This is a genomic window from Vibrio sp. Vb1018 (assembly GCF_033338775.1).
In the GTDB taxonomy this organism is placed as follows: Bacteria; Pseudomonadota; Gammaproteobacteria; order Enterobacterales; family Vibrionaceae; genus Vibrio; species Vibrio alginolyticus.
Genome location: NZ_JAWOTI010000038.1, coordinates 1 through 15,278 on the forward strand (window position 1 = coordinate 1; position 15,278 = coordinate 15,278).

23 protein-coding genes are annotated in these 15,278 nt (G+C 39.9%); 19 read left to right on the plus strand and 4 right to left on the minus strand.

Features of this window, described 5'->3' with window-relative positions:
- Positions 1 to 220: 220 nt before the first annotated feature.
- From R7Z10_RS23080 to R7Z10_RS23145, 14 genes are all read left to right on the plus strand, one after another.
- The gene (locus R7Z10_RS23080; RefSeq protein WP_213880770.1) at positions 221 to 994 is read left to right on the plus strand and encodes a phosphotransferase; all 774 of its coding nucleotides are present in this window, start codon (positions 221 to 223) and stop codon (positions 992 to 994) included.
- Positions 995 to 1,138: 144 nt separating this feature from the next.
- Positions 1,139 to 2,116: a hypothetical protein gene (locus tag R7Z10_RS23085; protein ID WP_318106105.1), complete on the plus strand. Its 978-nt coding sequence runs from the start codon at positions 1,139 to 1,141 to the stop codon at positions 2,114 to 2,116.
- 134 nt (positions 2,117 to 2,250) lie between these two features.
- Positions 2,251 to 2,601: a hypothetical protein gene (locus R7Z10_RS23090; RefSeq protein ID WP_318106108.1), complete on the plus strand. Its 351-nt coding sequence runs from the start codon at positions 2,251 to 2,253 to the stop codon at positions 2,599 to 2,601.
- A 146-nt stretch (positions 2,602 to 2,747) separates the two neighbouring features.
- Positions 2,748 to 3,305 carry a hypothetical protein gene (locus R7Z10_RS23095; RefSeq protein WP_025768997.1) on the plus strand — a complete coding sequence of 186 codons (558 nt, stop codon included), beginning with the start codon at positions 2,748 to 2,750 and terminating at the stop codon, positions 3,303 to 3,305.
- Between the two features lie 161 nt (positions 3,306 to 3,466).
- Positions 3,467 to 3,829, plus strand: a complete 363-nt coding sequence (locus R7Z10_RS23100; protein ID WP_193838022.1) for a VOC family protein — start codon at positions 3,467 to 3,469, stop codon at positions 3,827 to 3,829.
- A 146-nt stretch (positions 3,830 to 3,975) separates the two neighbouring features.
- Positions 3,976 to 4,380 (plus strand): DUF1801 domain-containing protein, encoded by a 405-nt coding sequence (locus R7Z10_RS23105; protein WP_023623385.1) that lies wholly within the window; start codon positions 3,976 to 3,978, stop codon positions 4,378 to 4,380.
- A 261-nt stretch (positions 4,381 to 4,641) separates the two neighbouring features.
- Positions 4,642 to 5,055, plus strand: a complete 414-nt coding sequence (locus R7Z10_RS23110; RefSeq protein WP_050549549.1) for a hypothetical protein — start codon at positions 4,642 to 4,644, stop codon at positions 5,053 to 5,055.
- Positions 5,052 to 5,540: a hypothetical protein gene (locus R7Z10_RS23115; RefSeq protein WP_104975429.1), complete on the plus strand. Its 489-nt coding sequence runs from the start codon at positions 5,052 to 5,054 to the stop codon at positions 5,538 to 5,540. Before R7Z10_RS23110 ends, R7Z10_RS23115 begins: the two co-directional genes overlap by 4 nt.
- A gap of 150 nt (positions 5,541 to 5,690) precedes the next feature.
- Entirely contained in the window at positions 5,691 to 6,113 is a 423-nt protein-coding gene (locus R7Z10_RS23120) for a GNAT family N-acetyltransferase (protein ID WP_318106131.1), read from the plus strand.
- 217 nt (positions 6,114 to 6,330) lie between these two features.
- A complete protein-coding gene (locus tag R7Z10_RS23125; RefSeq protein WP_318106134.1) occupies positions 6,331 to 7,155 on the plus strand; it encodes a pentapeptide repeat-containing protein in 825 nt (274 codons plus the stop codon).
- Positions 7,156 to 7,237: 82 nt separating this feature from the next.
- A complete protein-coding gene (locus R7Z10_RS23130) occupies positions 7,238 to 7,849 on the plus strand; it encodes a hypothetical protein (protein WP_318106136.1) in 612 nt (203 codons plus the stop codon).
- 156 nt (positions 7,850 to 8,005) lie between these two features.
- Positions 8,006 to 8,647, plus strand: a complete 642-nt coding sequence (locus tag R7Z10_RS23135; protein ID WP_053317233.1) for a hypothetical protein — start codon at positions 8,006 to 8,008, stop codon at positions 8,645 to 8,647.
- A gap of 620 nt (positions 8,648 to 9,267) precedes the next feature.
- The gene (locus tag R7Z10_RS23140) at positions 9,268 to 9,798 is read left to right on the plus strand and encodes a hypothetical protein (RefSeq protein ID WP_318106139.1); all 531 of its coding nucleotides are present in this window, start codon (positions 9,268 to 9,270) and stop codon (positions 9,796 to 9,798) included.
- A gap of 127 nt (positions 9,799 to 9,925) precedes the next feature.
- Positions 9,926 to 10,375: a GNAT family N-acetyltransferase gene (locus tag R7Z10_RS23145; protein WP_318106142.1), complete on the plus strand. Its 450-nt coding sequence runs from the start codon at positions 9,926 to 9,928 to the stop codon at positions 10,373 to 10,375.
- A 136-nt stretch (positions 10,376 to 10,511) separates the two neighbouring features.
- Here R7Z10_RS23145 and R7Z10_RS23150 read toward each other — a convergent pair whose 3' ends face one another.
- The gene (locus tag R7Z10_RS23150) at positions 10,512 to 10,790 is read right to left on the minus strand and encodes a type II toxin-antitoxin system mRNA interferase toxin, RelE/StbE family (protein ID WP_005398411.1); all 279 of its coding nucleotides are present in this window, start codon (positions 10,788 to 10,790) and stop codon (positions 10,512 to 10,514) included.
- Positions 10,787 to 11,071: a type II toxin-antitoxin system RelB/DinJ family antitoxin gene (locus tag R7Z10_RS23155; protein ID WP_005398409.1), complete on the minus strand. Its 285-nt coding sequence runs from the start codon at positions 11,069 to 11,071 to the stop codon at positions 10,787 to 10,789. Before R7Z10_RS23155 ends, R7Z10_RS23150 begins: the two co-directional genes overlap by 4 nt.
- A gap of 200 nt (positions 11,072 to 11,271) precedes the next feature.
- On the opposite strand from R7Z10_RS23155, the gene R7Z10_RS23160 reads away from it, so the two are divergent.
- The 5 genes from R7Z10_RS23160 to R7Z10_RS23180 all read left to right on the plus strand — a co-directional run bounded on the left by R7Z10_RS23160 (position 11,272) and on the right by R7Z10_RS23180 (position 14,368).
- On the plus strand, positions 11,272 to 12,150 hold the full coding sequence (locus R7Z10_RS23160; protein ID WP_318106146.1) for a hypothetical protein: 879 nt from the start codon (positions 11,272 to 11,274) through the stop codon (positions 12,148 to 12,150).
- A 137-nt stretch (positions 12,151 to 12,287) separates the two neighbouring features.
- Positions 12,288 to 12,725: an NUDIX pyrophosphatase gene (locus R7Z10_RS23165; RefSeq protein ID WP_025789460.1), complete on the plus strand. Its 438-nt coding sequence runs from the start codon at positions 12,288 to 12,290 to the stop codon at positions 12,723 to 12,725.
- Positions 12,726 to 12,872: 147 nt separating this feature from the next.
- A complete protein-coding gene (locus R7Z10_RS23170; protein WP_005386962.1) occupies positions 12,873 to 13,310 on the plus strand; it encodes a hypothetical protein in 438 nt (145 codons plus the stop codon).
- A 142-nt stretch (positions 13,311 to 13,452) separates the two neighbouring features.
- Positions 13,453 to 13,818: a hypothetical protein gene (locus tag R7Z10_RS23175; protein WP_318106155.1), complete on the plus strand. Its 366-nt coding sequence runs from the start codon at positions 13,453 to 13,455 to the stop codon at positions 13,816 to 13,818.
- Between the two features lie 184 nt (positions 13,819 to 14,002).
- Complete coding sequence (locus R7Z10_RS23180) at positions 14,003 to 14,368, plus strand: T6SS amidase immunity protein Tai4 family protein (protein ID WP_017635409.1); 366 nt, start codon at positions 14,003 to 14,005, stop codon at positions 14,366 to 14,368.
- A 135-nt stretch (positions 14,369 to 14,503) separates the two neighbouring features.
- On the opposite strand, the gene R7Z10_RS23185 is transcribed toward R7Z10_RS23180, so the two are convergent.
- Complete coding sequence (locus tag R7Z10_RS23185; protein ID WP_062889197.1) at positions 14,504 to 14,782, minus strand: type II toxin-antitoxin system mRNA interferase toxin, RelE/StbE family; 279 nt, start codon at positions 14,780 to 14,782, stop codon at positions 14,504 to 14,506.
- A complete protein-coding gene (locus R7Z10_RS23190) occupies positions 14,779 to 15,063 on the minus strand; it encodes a type II toxin-antitoxin system RelB/DinJ family antitoxin (RefSeq protein WP_045491794.1) in 285 nt (94 codons plus the stop codon). The genes R7Z10_RS23185 and R7Z10_RS23190 overlap by 4 nt, the downstream gene beginning before the upstream one ends.
- Positions 15,064 to 15,278 lie beyond the last annotated feature (215 nt).

A 15,278-nucleotide genomic window follows, 5' to 3' on the forward strand; every position in this document is an offset into this window, starting at 1 on the left:
GCGGGAGTAAAATTTATGAATAGCACATCTCACTGTTTTAAATTTCAGGGGTGTCGCACTTCGTACTTGAATCCAAGTCACATAACAAATTGTTCAAGAGGGATTCGCAACGCGTGGCATTTTTACTATGCGTTGGTGTTAGTGATTAGGGTGGTATGCGGCAACTTCGGTATTGCGTTGCTCACCCCTTAACAAGGCGTTAGTTGCACAGGGAGGTATCGTGGAAGAATTATCAGGCGGAAGAGAGTCTGCAATATATCGAGATGGTGAAGTCGTCTATCGACCTCTTAAGTCATGGAGTTCTACAATTCATCTTATTTTGAAGCATCTTGAGCGAGCAAAGGTAGATGAAATCCCAAAGTTTCTAGGTGTTAAGCAAAACCAAGAAATCTTAAGTTTTGTCGCAGGTAAGACCTACAATTATCCGCTAGTTGGCGCAATCGCAACAAACGATGCACTCATGTCAGCGGGTAAATTATTACGTAAAATACATGACTCAACGGTTTCAATCTTGGAGCAAATTGATGTTAATGCACACCGATGGATGTTAGAGCCGAGAGAACCATTCGAGGTTATCTGTCATGGTGACTTTACCCCATACAATGTTGCTCTATTCGAAAATACAGTTGTTGGTGTGTTTGACTTCGACACGGCGCACCCAGCACCAAGAATATGGGATTTAGCATATTCGGTTTATTGTTGGTCTCCTTTCAAAACTGACAGCAATGATAAGCTAGGCACAATCTCAGAGCAGGTGGCTAGAGCCAAGTTGTTCTGTGATAGTTACGGTGCAACTTATTTAGAAAGAGAGCAATTAGCTGATGCTATGGTTCAGCGATTGCAGGCTTTAGTATCCTTCATGCGTAGTGAAGCCGAAAATGGCAATGAATCCTTTGCTGAAAATATAGAGCAAGGTCATCTTCAAGCCTATTTAGATGACATAGAATATGTCACTGAAAATAAACAAAAAATTCAGTGCGCATTGTGCAACTAACAAAGCGTTTAAGGCAGATTCGCAACGCGTGGCATTTTTGGTTTTAATCAGCTTTCGTGTCTACGGGGGCAAGGTTTAGGTTCAGTGGTAGTGTTGCTCACTACTTAACGCGGCGTTAGTTTTCACTATAGTTCGGAGGTAAAATTGAAAGCATATTTAGATCACAACATCTTAGATTTGATGACTAAGGGAGATCCGCATAATGTGAAAAAATTGCTTTCTGAGCATTGTATTACTCCAGTGTTTTCTTATGAGTCATTAAATGAGATATACAAATCTAAAGGCTACGAAGATTCATTTCTTGCTGTACTAAGTGATATCGGCGCTAAGTATCTAGTACCAGTAACCAAAAATAATCGTGTTACAGGAGAAGCTGAACTTCAGCAAGTTGATGTTTTTAAGCTTTATGAGCACTACTTGCTTAACCGCGAACAGCAGCCTGAATATGGATATGGCTTAACAGCCATGCTTCAAAAGTTCTATGGTGGGAGAAAAGACGAGTCATACAGTCATATTTTTGAAAAAGGAACCGATGAGTTAGCAGAGTTGCTTCAATCATCGTTGGAAGAACTCAAGCAAAACCCATTAATAACAACCGAGCAACTGCAATTAGTCGAGAGTTTGCCTGAGGTACTCAAAGCACAATATTCGACAATCAGTGAACAAATGGACAATGCTGGTGTTGCTGCAGTGAGAGACTTTGAAAGTCATTTTGGTGTAGGTCCCAAAACGCTAAACAACATTAAGGGTCCGAACGTAATAAACCAAATCTGGCAGTTACTGCAAAGTGAATTTGAAAAACACAGCCTTGAATCGGAATCATTGGAGGATTTTTTTGGTCTAAAATTCCGAAAATATGAGGCTAACTTTGGTAGCGAGAAATCAACAGTAGAAAAAGTAAATGCCATATATCATCAACTGAATTTCATTGGGTTTCATCGAGACTCCAAGATGCAAAAAACTGCTAGGTTTAATGCTTCATTTAGTGACATGACCCATGCAGGGTTAGCTTCATTTTGCGAGTTATTCTTTTGTCGGGATAATGGTTTAGTTTACAAAGCGTCGGCTGCTTATGAATTTTTAGGGATAAATACAAAAATCGTCCATTTCACTGAAAACTAACAAACAATTTAAGAGTGATTCAGCACGCTTGGCATTTTTGGTTTGGGTTTAGTTTAGTGTTTACGGCGTCCAATTTGAGTGTTGTGGTAGCGTGCTTCACACCTTAATTGGGCGTTATGCTCTAGGAGGGAATTTTGCTCAATTTACTGAAGAAAGTGGTGCTAATCAATCTTGTTGCAGCATTGATTGTTATTTTCTTAGCTCAGTTTGTCCCCTTCTTTGCTACTACTCAGCCAGTCGACTTTCTGTTCTTCGTTGTTATCGTGAACTGGGTTTTAGCAAAGCTTATGTGGGAAGGTGGCGTATATAGTAAAACAGCGCATATGGATGATTCTAGAACAGATAAAGTTTACAAAATGGTAGAAGGTCATGATTTCGAAGAAGACCAACGAGAGCAGCATAGAATGAACTTCCAGGCAGGTTTGGTTTTCTTTATTGCAGGGCTTCCAGCGTTTGTCACTTGCTTAATTCTCCAATTTCTTTGAGTACGAGCATAACAAATTGTTCAAGAGTGATTCGGCACGCGTGGCATTTTTACCATGCGTTAGGTTTGGTGATTAAGGTGGTATGCGGAAGCTTAGGTATTGCGTGCCTCACACCTTAACAAGGCGTTAAGCTTCAATGAGAAACTATGGATTACGAAGAACTAAAAAAGCAAGGAATCGAGAGTTTTCTTGCTGACGAAGAACATAATAAAGCCGATAGAATTGAACGTTTTGTTGAGTTAAATGAATTGTTTGGACCACAAGGTGATAAGTTGTTAACCGGTGGTATGCAATCACAACTTGCGTTGCATGAAGTAGCTAATAGCTATGTCAATGGAAACTACATGGCTGTTGTGCTCCTTGCTCAAGCGTTTATCGAGCACTCTCTATCTGGCGAATTCATAATGCGAGGTCAAAATACGATTGCAGAATCGTCATTTAAAAAGATTATCGATAACTCATTGCGCGAGAGCATTATAAGTGAAGAACTTTACGTTTCACTGGAAGTACTAAGGAAAATTAGAAACCCGTATGTGCATGCTAAAGCTGGCATCAAATCAGGCTCCCTTATAAAAAAGATGATCGATGGGCGCTTTGAGTCAGCTGAGCTTTTGGCCAAGTCTGATGCACTAGAATCACTGTCTATCCTTAAAGCCTTTATGGAACAAAAAGTAGTTATGTGGTTCTCTGAAGATGAAGCTTAACAAAGCGTTTAAGGCAGATTCGCAACGCTCGGCATTTTTTGTTCAAGTCGATTTTTGGTGTTTACGGTGCAATGGTCTAGGTTAGGTGGTAGCGTTGCTCACTACTTAACGCAGCGTTATGTACTTTAAGGAAAATTGTAACCAACTCTAAAGGATCGAGAGTGATAGATCATTTTGAAATTAAGGTAGTTGCATTCGAAGAATGTCGTGTGTTTTACAAGAATGTGCTAGAGCCATTGGGTATTGAACTCAAGTGGTCAGATGAAAATGCTGCTGGCTTTGGGCTTTCGAGCGAGCCAAATGTAAGGTTTCTAATTGAAAAAGGCGTCAGTAATTCTAAGTGCCATATTGCTTTTTCTGCATCAAACAAATTACAAGTTTCTGCGTTTCATCAAGCGGGGTTATCTTTAGGTGGTAAATGCAACGGTAAGCCTGGTTTACGAAAAAACTATGCTCCAAACTACTACGCTGCGTTTTTGATTGACCCTGAGGGCAACAATGTGGAGTCAGTGGTGTACCTTTAGCACGTACATAACAAATTGTTCAAGAGTGATTCGGCACGCGTGGCATTTTTACTATGCGTTGGTTTTAGTGGTTAAGGTGGTATGCGGAAGCTTCGGTATTGCGCGCCTCACACCTTAACAAGGCGTTATGTGAATAGGAGGTTCCAGTGAACAAGGTAGTCAAAGAACGCTTCGATGAATATCCGGAAAATGCTCGTATTAGGCTAGAGGAACTACGAAATCTAGTCTTTCAAATCGCATCTGATTTGGAGCTGGGTGAAGTCGATGAAACTCTAAAGTGGGGTGAACCTAGCTATAGTGTAAAAACAGGCAGCCCGCTAAGAATGGACTGGAAGCTGAAATCTCCTAACAATTATTACCTGTTCTTTAATTGCCAAACTAAGTTAGTCGATACATTTCGAGAATTGTATGGTGAAGAACTGGTGTTTCAGGGAAACAGAGCAATAGTTCTGTCCTTATCGAAAGCGTTACCAGAAACAGCAATCAAGTCCTGTTTAGAGTTAGCTTTAACCTATCAGCAGCGTAAACATTTACCTCTTTTGGGCGCGTGAAAAATTCACATAACAAAGCGTTCAAGAGGGATTCCCAACGCTCGGCATTTTGGGTTTGATTCAGCTTGAGTGATTACGGCACAATGGTTTAGGTTGGGTGGTCTGCGTTGCTCACCCCTTAACGCGGCGTTAGCAGCCAAAACAAGTAACAATGAGATCTATCATTTTCAGTATAAGTAAAACTGATACGCAAATATTCTGATTTTTTTTAAAAAACTCGCTCCAAAAAATTATAGTTAGATTTTACTAGGAGTATTTGAAATGCAAAACAAACCGTGTCCAGTATTAATTGGATTGACATTTGATGAGGAAAGCCAAGAAGCGCTAAATGCTATAAACGAAATGAATGCCAAGATTGATGATGGTTGGGTTGCTATAGCTTTGGGACATTTGGCTGTGATTTTTGGTGGCTTAACCGTAAAAGCTCCAGCGTCTGCCGGACCTATAGAGAAAACATTGGGATTTCAACTAGTGTCTAACGATGTCGCCACCACTTCTTGGAGTATATATCAAACGAACTGGGAGTACTTTTTTAGATCTTTTGGGGCATTAGAACGCCATGCTAAAAACCAAATCAGTACAATTGCAGGTTTACAAATGATACGAGGTAAGATTAGTCATAAAGAACGCCAGTTTTGGAAAGCTGTGCATTACGGATGTAAGGTGTCTGAATGAAAAAAATTATAATCCTAGTACTTTTTCTTCTATTACCTCGTTTAGCATCTGCTACCGATGAGCTTATGCTCAATGCGGTAAACAAATCATTAATCGAGTATGAAAGTAAGAATAGTCAATGTATTGCATCATCAAAAATGCAATCTGTAAGTGATGACTTAATCCAAAAGGTTAAGCAAGTTGAGACGGATCTATCGATAAGTATTGGGTACTTATATAAAAACTCTTTGTATCAGTGTTCACTTCATGAGTTAGGTACTTTGATGAAGTTATTCTTATTGGTTGAAAATTCTGAAAAAGAAGAATATCCATTAACAAAGTTAAGAGTAAATGAGATCAAAAAGTTACTTTTTACTAAAGTCGATTTACGCTTTGAATTAAAGTTTCAAAATTTACCCAATGAAAAACAATTAACTCTAACGGAATTAGGTAAAAACCTTGCTCCATTTGACTTGCTAGATATGTATGAACGTGCGCAAGACTGAATAGTCTGCTAACAAAGCATTTAAGAGTGATTCCCAACGCTTGTCATTTTCGTCTCTGCGTTGGGTTTCGTGTTTAAGGTGCATGGTTTAGGTAAGGTGGCAGCGTTGCTCACACCTTAATGCGGCGTTAGCCGTCAAAATGGAGAAAACATGGAAGTCCAATTCTTAGAGAAAAACTCTGATTATGCTTTAGTAATGGAAGTGTTATTGCAACTTCGCCCAAACTACGATTTAGACTCTTTGTCTGCCCAAGTCGAGAAGCAGCAATTAAATGGCTTTGAAGTCGTTTACGTTAAATCATCAGAAGGTGTGCTTGCTGTTGCTGGCTTCAGTGTTGGTGAAAAGCTAGCGTGGGGCAAGCATATTTACATCGAAGACTTGGTGACGAATTCTCAATTTCGCTCGCGAGGGGTGGGGAGTTTTCTCATCAATTGGCTTAAATCGTATGCGTTAGAAATGGGTTGTGAGCAAATCCATCTAGATTCTGGTGTCCAGCGTTTCCCTGCACATAAGTTCTACTTGCGTGAAGGCTTTAATATTGCAAGCCATCATTTTTCAATCGTTGGCGTCTAAACGGCTAACAAGGCGTTCAAGAGGGACAGTCAACGCGTGGCGATTTTGGCTCAAGTCTTGGCATTTGTGTTTACGGTGGTAATTTAAAGTTCGGTGGTAGCGCGTTGCTGCCCCTTAACGCGGCGTTATGTGAAATGGGTAAGTTATTGAACATGAAAGATAAAGTAGAGTTAGAATCTAAGCTAATTGAACAGAACATCGACTATTTAACGTGTTGATGAACATATATCAAACGAATAGCTATGGATCTTCTGACCCTAGAAAAATAGCATCTCGTAAGGCTCTTTTTTATAAATTGATTTTTGGTACAGCTAGAACAACCGCCTTTGGCGGAATTGTAGCGTTTGGAACATTGTATTTTGCTGGATTACAAACGAACGCATTATTTGAACAAAATAATCTTATAAAGCAAGAGCTACTAGAAACTCAAAGGCAAGCTAAAGAAGCATTTTGGTCTCAAGGGCTAAAGCGAAAAACAGAGTTAGTTAATATATTGTATACAACAAATAGTGATCAACTCCCAATGTACTCACCTAGGTTAAGATCAGAAAGCATGGTTGAGTATATATATCAGCAATCTATCATGGCAGAGATTAGCTATGAAAACTTTTTGGAGTCAGGAAGTGTAAGTAATGATGCAGCGATGTATAAATTTGGCGTAAATTTGGATTCTGCTTTATTAAGCTCAATCCAAGTTAATCAAATAGATGTCTGCAAAGCTGTTTTGGTAGATGCTAATGCATCAGATGCAATAATTACTTATTCTAACTTTAAAGGAGTTAAGCTAGATAGATCGAACTTTTCAAACACTAAACTACTTGGTTCAGACTTTTCACAAGCCTCTATATTTGCGGTAGATTTAACTGGTGCTGATTTATCAGGAATAAAATGGGATAACGAAACGGTCATTACTTATTCGAATATCCATGGTGTGAAAAATGCCCCCGATGGTTTTTACGATTGGGCTATTGATAACGGAGCGTTTGATGAATCTAACAAAGAGGTTTGGCGTAAAAGGGTCGATCAGCTCAATAAGTGGTAATTTCACATAACAAAGCATTTAAGAGTGATTCTCAACGCTTGGCATTTTTCATTCTATCGTTGGGTTTAGTGTTTACGGTGGTATGGTTGAGTTTCGTGGTAGCGTTGCTCACACCTTAATGCGGCGTTATGTAACAAAGGAAAGCATCGAAGTGGTAGACGAAGACAGAAATTATGACGCAGTTTGGGTTTTCAATGATCTAATGACAGACTTAAAAACTTCTGTAGATAACTATAAGAACTATGAAAAATTAGCTGAGAAAAACATTTCATCCTTGAATGATGAAAATTGGCGTTCTCTACGTAGGCTAACGTATTTCACTATTATTCTTAACCTTTGCAAGCTTAAAGAAGCTTATAGCTTTTATGGTAGGGAAATTAATGAAATGGATGACGACGTAAAGGCTGCAATGAAAAACATTGTCAAAAAAGTGGACCAAACCAAAATGCTGGACTTTCGCAACAAGTATATTTGTCATGTTTTCAATAAGGTTGCAGGAAAGAGGCGTGTACTAAGTATCCAAGAGGGCGCTGATATGCTAAAGGTCATTGTTGGTGAGTCTGATGAACAGCAGAAATCATTTAGGTTGTGGATTTATGAAGAAAGCAACGAACATTGTGTTGTTAATGTTATTTACAAAATAATAAAGTTTTTTCAATCTCGGGCAAAAAGCGCACAGTATCGATACAAGTAGCAGTTACATAACAATCTGTTTAAGAGTGATTCGCAACGCGTGGCATTTTTACTATGCATTGGTTTAGGTGTTTAAGGTGGTATGCGGGAGCTTCAGTATTGCGTTGCTCACACCTTAACAGGGCGTTAGGCTTCTTTCTAGAAAATGGAGGTAACTTTGATAAAGGTATTTATTACGGCTAGTGAAATAGTATTGCTAATCGTTGCTCTAATTATTGGCGCTTTCTGGATAAAGCAACCTGACGCAAACTATGAACCTATTCTTGTGTTTCTGAGCTTTCTTTTACCCATGTTAGAGGTAGCAAGACGCAAAGTGAGCAACAAACAAGTTGATATGGTTCCGCAAACTACATCCTATGCTAGGCGCTATCTTGATCAGCCTCATCAATGTCACTTTATCAATAATCTTCCCAACCTAAAGAAAGCTGTAGAGCAAAGCTCACAAGAGTTATGGGACAGTGGAATTACAGCAAACATGCGGCAAGGTAGTTACGATCTAATCCATTCGTTGCAAGATTACTGGGTTTCTCTTGCTGAATTTTTCCCACCGTTACACTTTGACGGTAAAGAGCCACGCGCTTACATTTCTGATTACACACAAAGTCGGTTCTCGTTTCACAGATCAAACCTAGAACCTGATGGGGCTGGTACTGGAGGCTCCATTGTTCACGTGATGGCAGGCGGTGGTGTTATTCAAGATCTGGAGAATATGATCGAAGAAACAGTCTGCACATTATCTTCAAGCACTGATACGATAGATTTTGAGAATTGGAAAAAGCGATGGCGCGGCAAAGCCTAACAAACTGTTTAAGAGTGATTCGCAACGCGTGGCATTTTTACTATGCGTTGGTTTAAGTGATTAAGGTGATATGCGGCGGCATTGGTATTGCGTTGCTCACACCTTAACAGGGCGTTAGTTGCCAACGAGGAAAAACGTATCCAAAACAGAATGTTTAGGGCTAATGTCCATGTGTTTTTGACTAGGTTTAGCAATTCGGTTTTGAGTCATTTGGGTTTGCAAAAATCGCGCTTTGGTTTCTTTGGCTGTTAACTTTTCTGTTTCAGAAATCGATTTACTTGCTGAAAGTAAGTTCTGATACATTGTGTGCTAAAAAGCGCTTGTTGGTGTGGTTAATCCGTTTTCTACGGTGTTGTTTGTTCTAAGTGGTTTCAGTAACAGGCGCTTTGAAACTGAGCCTGATTTGAGTTTTTCAAAGTACATAAAGCTAGCGTTGGCAAAGCGGTAATTAACTTCAAATTAAAGCTTTAGGTTTGGCAACTAACAAAGCATTCAAGAGGGATTCACAACGCTTGGCAGTTTTGGTTTGAATTAGCTTTAGTGGTTACGGCACAATGGTTTAGGTAGGGTGGTGGCGTTGTTCACCCCTTAATGCGGCGTTATGTGTTTACGAGGTAATAATGATTGATGCACGTCTAAAGCAATATTGGCTGGATGAACTTAACGCCTCAGCACATTTTCTAGAGGGACTTTATCGCTCTGGAGAGTGGAGTGAACGGCTAGAATATGAGGTTGAAAAATCGATATTTGTTGGGTTTTACGCTATTCGGAAGTTACAGGAAAGCGGGCATTTGGATCAACGCGTATCCAGCCTGAATTGGACATTAACAGCTTATCCTTCTTGCGAAGAAGCTAAATCAGAAAAATGGATTCGTAATTACAATCACAGCAAGGGCTTTGCTAAGCTGTTTAGCCTAAAGAAAATGTGCCACCAATTTGTTCATAGCGTTCACTTTTCGCCATTTGTGCCTGATGAGAGCTTCTGTGTGGGGTTCTATTTTGTTTCTGACTATGACAGTAAGAAAGAACTGTATTACATTCAATTGGTTAATGTTCTCAATGTCTTCTTAAGCGTGGCAAGCGGGAAGAATGTTAAGCTAAAAATTGATCATAGTGAGAATAGTCTTTCTGTCAATTTAGCCAACACATAACAAACTGTTTAAGAGTGATTCGCAACGCGTGGCATTTTTACTATGCGTTAGTTTTAGTGGTTAAGGTGGTATGCGGGAGCATTGGTATTGCGTTGCTCACACCTTAACAGGGCGTTATGTGACAGGTATGAAATTCGAACATAAGAAAGTAGAACCAAGTAACAGTGACTTTCAGTCGTTAGTCACAGAATTGAACTCATCGCTTACTCAAATTACGAGTGACTCTGGTGAAAGTTCGTTTGCATCTGATACTTTTGATTCATCGAAAGATGGGTGCATAGTGGTATCTCAAAATAATGTCGCAGTCGCATGCGGGGTGTTTCGATACCATGAAAGTGAAGTTTGTGAACTAAAGCGAATGTATTCCAACAAATCAGGTGCAGGGTCTTATTTACTGGAACAACTCGAACGCTACGCAGTCAAAAAAGGGTATCGAAAAGCAGTTCTGTCGACACGTAGAGTTAACTCAAGAGCAGTCAGTTTCTATGAACGTAACTCTTACTCAGAATCGACCGCGTATGGTAAATACATAGGTGTAAAACGCTCAGTCTGCCTATCAAAGGTGCTAGTCACATAACAAAGCGTTCAAGACGGATTCACAACGCTTGGCATTTTCAGTTTGATTCAGCTTAAGTGTTTACGGCACAATGGTTTAGGTTAGGTGGTCGCGTTGTTCACCACTTAACGCGGCGTTAGTTCCCCAGAGGAAGCAATCAATCCGTAGGGAATTTTTGTTTCTGGTGTAGTACACGCATAACTCGGATGATATCGCCCTCAACCCAGTAAGATACAATCATCGAAATCTCAGGAATAATGAGCAATCGTCCGCGGATGCCATCTCGTTGTACACCCATTAAAGGTTGTTCAAGCAAGTTTTCTACTTTTGCTTCAATGAGGTTGTCAGTTTTTTCTGCCGCATCAGGGTTGAAGTCATAGAGAAACTCGAAGATCTTTTCACGATCATTAAGTGACTCTTCTTCCCATAAAATCATTGCTTACCTCGATTACGAATTCTGGCTTTGCGCTCTTCCATTCGAGACTTAGCAGTTTGGTGCTCAACGAAAACAGATTTTCCTGAGTCAAACTTCTCAAATGCTAGGTTTACTTGTTCAGTTAGCCATGCATCGTGAGATAATGTTTTTCTTTGTTGTTCAGCGAGTTGCTCAGTAAGTTCACGGCAAGCATCACTTAGAGTTCGACCTTGGCTCTCAGCCATTTGTTGAGCTAGGCGTTTTGTTTCTTCATCAACACGAAATTGAATTCTAGTGTCCATGATATATTCCTTTGTTGGTGTGTGTACAAATGTTAGCACTAGGCTTTGAGATGGGCAACTAACAAAGCATTCAAGAGGGATTCACAACGCTTGGCAGTTTTGGTTTGAATTAGCTTTAGTGTTTACGGCACAATGGTTTAGTTTGGGTAGAATGCGTTGTTCACCCCTTAATGCGGCGTTAAATTTTTCTTAAGGTAAGTGTGATTCAAATTAAAGAATTCTTAAAGTATGTGGATATATCTGATTTGCATGACAAAATTTGTGCTTTTCGCGAGTTAGACTTTAAAAAGCTCGATTATCAAGAAGTTCAAAACGAAATAGCAAAGGTAATTTCTTTTGAGACACCAAGTGGTAGTTGTTCATACTTGACGCCAGTTAGTGCTTCGTACCCATCTGGTACTAGGTTTTATCGCGTAAGAAATATAGCTGAAGGAGATACAAGGTTACCATTGAAATCTATGTCTACAGTATCTGATTGTTGGGAGCCGCCAAGTCAAGTTGTGAAAGCTGGGCGGTTGAACAGAGAGCGGGAATCATTATTGTATACTGCTCCCATGGCTCCAGATATCGCTATAGAAGAGCTGAAGGTGGTTGATGACCAGAACTTTTCCTTGATCGTCTACGAAGCTCTAACACCTATCAAAGTAACAGGCATTGGTTTTCCACCGAATATTGAAGGGTTATCTAAAGATGAAATTCTAAAATTAAGAATGATTCAAGACTTCTTAAAACATGAATTTGTACGTGATGTTGGGTATGGTACTGAATACTTATATCGTATTTCTGAATCTATCACCAAAGATTACTTTGATTTGCCACCTGATGTACAGGACGCTTGGTGCTATCCATCAGTGGCTAAAAAAGGTGGCTATAATGTATGCTTTCGTCCAACAGCAAAACAAAAGTTGAGTTTAGTCGGGGGTCAAATTGCTGCGGTAAAGCGTGAAGAAAGCGGTTATTTATTTAATGTTAAATTGATAGCCAAGGATTCCGGAGATGGTATAAATCTTTCCTATCATGGAATTGGTTCTCCTGAGCAAGAAACTTTATTCCCTGAGATTACAGCAGAAAAAATTTAACAAACTGTTTAAGAGTGATTCGCAACGCGTGGCATTTTTACTATGCGTTGCGTTTAGTGTTTAAGGTGGTATGCGGGAGCTTCGGTATTGCGTTGCTCACACCTTAACAGGGCGTTATGCGATTTGAGGAAAAACCAATGAGAGCACCATTTCAAGTATTAGTATTTCCGTATCAAATACTCAATGAACAACCTCGTTACTTAATCGGAAAACGAAGTGATAATGGTGTATGGCAAGCTATTTCAGGTGGTGGTGAAGATAGTGAATCCATTCTCGAGGCAGCAAAGCGTGAACTTAAAGAAGAAACTAGTTTAATTGGCTGTGATTGGCAGCGATTGGACTCAATGTGTATGCTCCCAAAAGTGTACTATGCTGGCCATGAAAATTGGACTAATCATCAGTTTGTTGTGCCTGAATATTCTTTTTCGGCTCGGGTGTCTACTGAGCCTCAGCTATCAAATGAGCATACAAAATTTCGTTGGTGTGGTTTTCAAGAGGCTAGTGAACTTTTGAAATATGACTCAAACAGAATAGCCTTGTGGGAGCTTAATCAAAGACTTAATAGCAACCTTTGAAAAATCGCATAACAAACGCTTTAAGACGGATTCGCAACGCTCGGCAGTTTTGGTTTGAATTGGCTTTTGCGTTTACGGTGCAATAATTGAGTATCGTGGTAGCGTTGCTCACCACTTAAGCGGGCGTTATGTTTTTAAGGAGATATCATGCAAGGGTATGAAATTGTACATTCTTCCCAAATTGATGGGGAATTTGAAGGTTTTGATGATGAGGTTTTGTTCCAATTAATGGATGGAACATGCTGGGTTCAAGATGAATATAAGTACTGGTATTACTACTCTTACTGTCCTCAAGTACATATTCTTCGACGTAATGGCAGGCTATATCTTCAGGTTGATGGTCAAGATGAAATTGTTCCAATCCGTCAAATTGACGGTGTCATGAAAAGTAGAATAAATGGAGACTTCAAAGGCTGGGAAGGTGAAACATCTTATCAATTACAAAACGGACAAGTCTGGCAACAATCTCAATACAAATATCAGTATAAATATGCTCACCGACCTGAAGTTCTTATCTATAACCCAGGCGGTGGTAATGTTATGCATGTAGCTGGCACATCAGCAAAAGTACGGCGTGTAAAGTAAAAACATAACAAACTGTTTAAGAGTGATTCGCAACGCGTGGCATTTTTGCTATGCGTTGCGTTTAGTGGTTAAGATGGTATGCGGCGGCATCGGTATTGCGTTGCTCACACCTTAACAGGGCGTTATATGCTAGGAGGGACTTATGAGAGAATTTCTTAAAGATAAGGATTTGTTAAAAGATTCATTTCAAGCTTTAGCGTACTTTGTCTTTCTGGCCGGAGGGATTAAGTTAGCATTGCCAGATATACAAGCTGGCTCAATAATTTACAAAATACCTGTAATCCTTATATTGTTTTTACTGTCATTTTTAGCTGTATGCTATGCGTTAATCCATGTTAGTACGGAGATAACAAGAAAGTATTTTCCGGACTTTGAGCTCCCGATCTTAGGAGGGAAAAAAGTCCGTTTAAAAGATGCTATAAAGTCACCTTGTTACTGGCTCTGGTTTGGAGTTGGGATGCCGTATTATGTGGTTGGTTTAGCAATTATAAATATGGGGTTCAATTGAATTCGCATATAACAAAGCGTTCAAGAGGGACAGTCAACGCGTGGCGACTTTTGCTCAAATATTGGTATCTGTGTTTTCAGTGGTAAATTGAAGTTCGGTGGCAGCGCGTAGCTGCCCCTTAACGCGGCGTTATAACTCTTTTGTCATTTCATCATTACTTCTCAGAAGCAAAGAGGGCTAACCTATGAAAACTAGAATATTAGTCGGTACCATTTGGGTTGCTGTTTTTAGTTTGGGACTCAACGCAAGCCCTCTAAGCACTCAAAGTGATGAACGATTGTTCAAAAATTTTGCTCTTTCATCTTGTATCGCAACCAAATACAAGGGCTCTGATGTGGCTAAAGATGCGGTCACAGCAATGCAAGGTTATCGAGAGTTCTCGGATTTGCCTTTGGAGGTATTCTTTGATCTAAGTGAGTTATTGGAAAGCGGAAATACTACAGCTTACAAATCAAAAAATGGTAGCGTGATAGAGTTAGCCTATTGTATCGATTTCTCTAACTCGGACGTCGTGCATAAGCTGTACTCAAAGGCAAAACCAGAGTTATAACAATCTGTTTAAGAGTGATTCGCAACGCGTGGCATTTTCACTATGCGTTGGTTTTAATGTTTAAGGTGGTATGCAGGGGATTCGGTATTGCGTTGCTCACACCTTAACAGGGCGTTAGTTCCCCAGAGGAAGCAATTAATCCGCAGGGAATTTTTGTTTCTGGTGGAGTACACGCATAACTCGGATGATATCGCCCTCGACCCAGTAAGAGATAATCATCGAAATCTCAGGAATAATGAGTAATCGTCCGCGGATACCATCTCGTTGTACACCCATTAAAGGTTGTTCAAGCAAGTTTTCTACTTTTGCTTCAATGAGGTTGTCAGTTTTTTCTGCCGCATCAGGGTTGAAGTCATAGAGAAACTCGAAGATCTTTTCACGATCATTAAGTGACTCTTCTTCCCATAAAATCATTGCTTACCTCGATTACGGATTCTGGCTTTGCGCTCTTCCATTCGAGATTTAGCAGTTTGGTGCTCAACGAAAACGGACTTTCCTGAGTCAAACTTCTCAAATGCTAGATTTACTTGTTCAGTTAGCCATGTATCGTGAGACAATGTTTTTCTTTGTTGTTCAGCGAGTTGCTCAGTAAGTTCACGGCATGCGTCACTCAGAGTGCGACCTTGGCTCTCAGCCATTTGTTGAGCTAGGCGTTTTGTTTCTTCATCAACACGAAATTGAATTCTAGTGTCCATGATTTATTCCTTTGTTGGTGTGTGTACAAATGTTAGCACTAGGCTTTGAGATGGGCAACTAACAAACAATTTAAGAGTGATTCGGCACGCGTGGCATTTTTACTATGCGTTGGTTTAAGTGTTTAAGGTGGTATGTGGGGCTTTGTTGCGTAATTCAGACGAGAAACCAAACCTCCTAAAGTTGAGCGACTTTTATACAATATACTGAGTTTCAG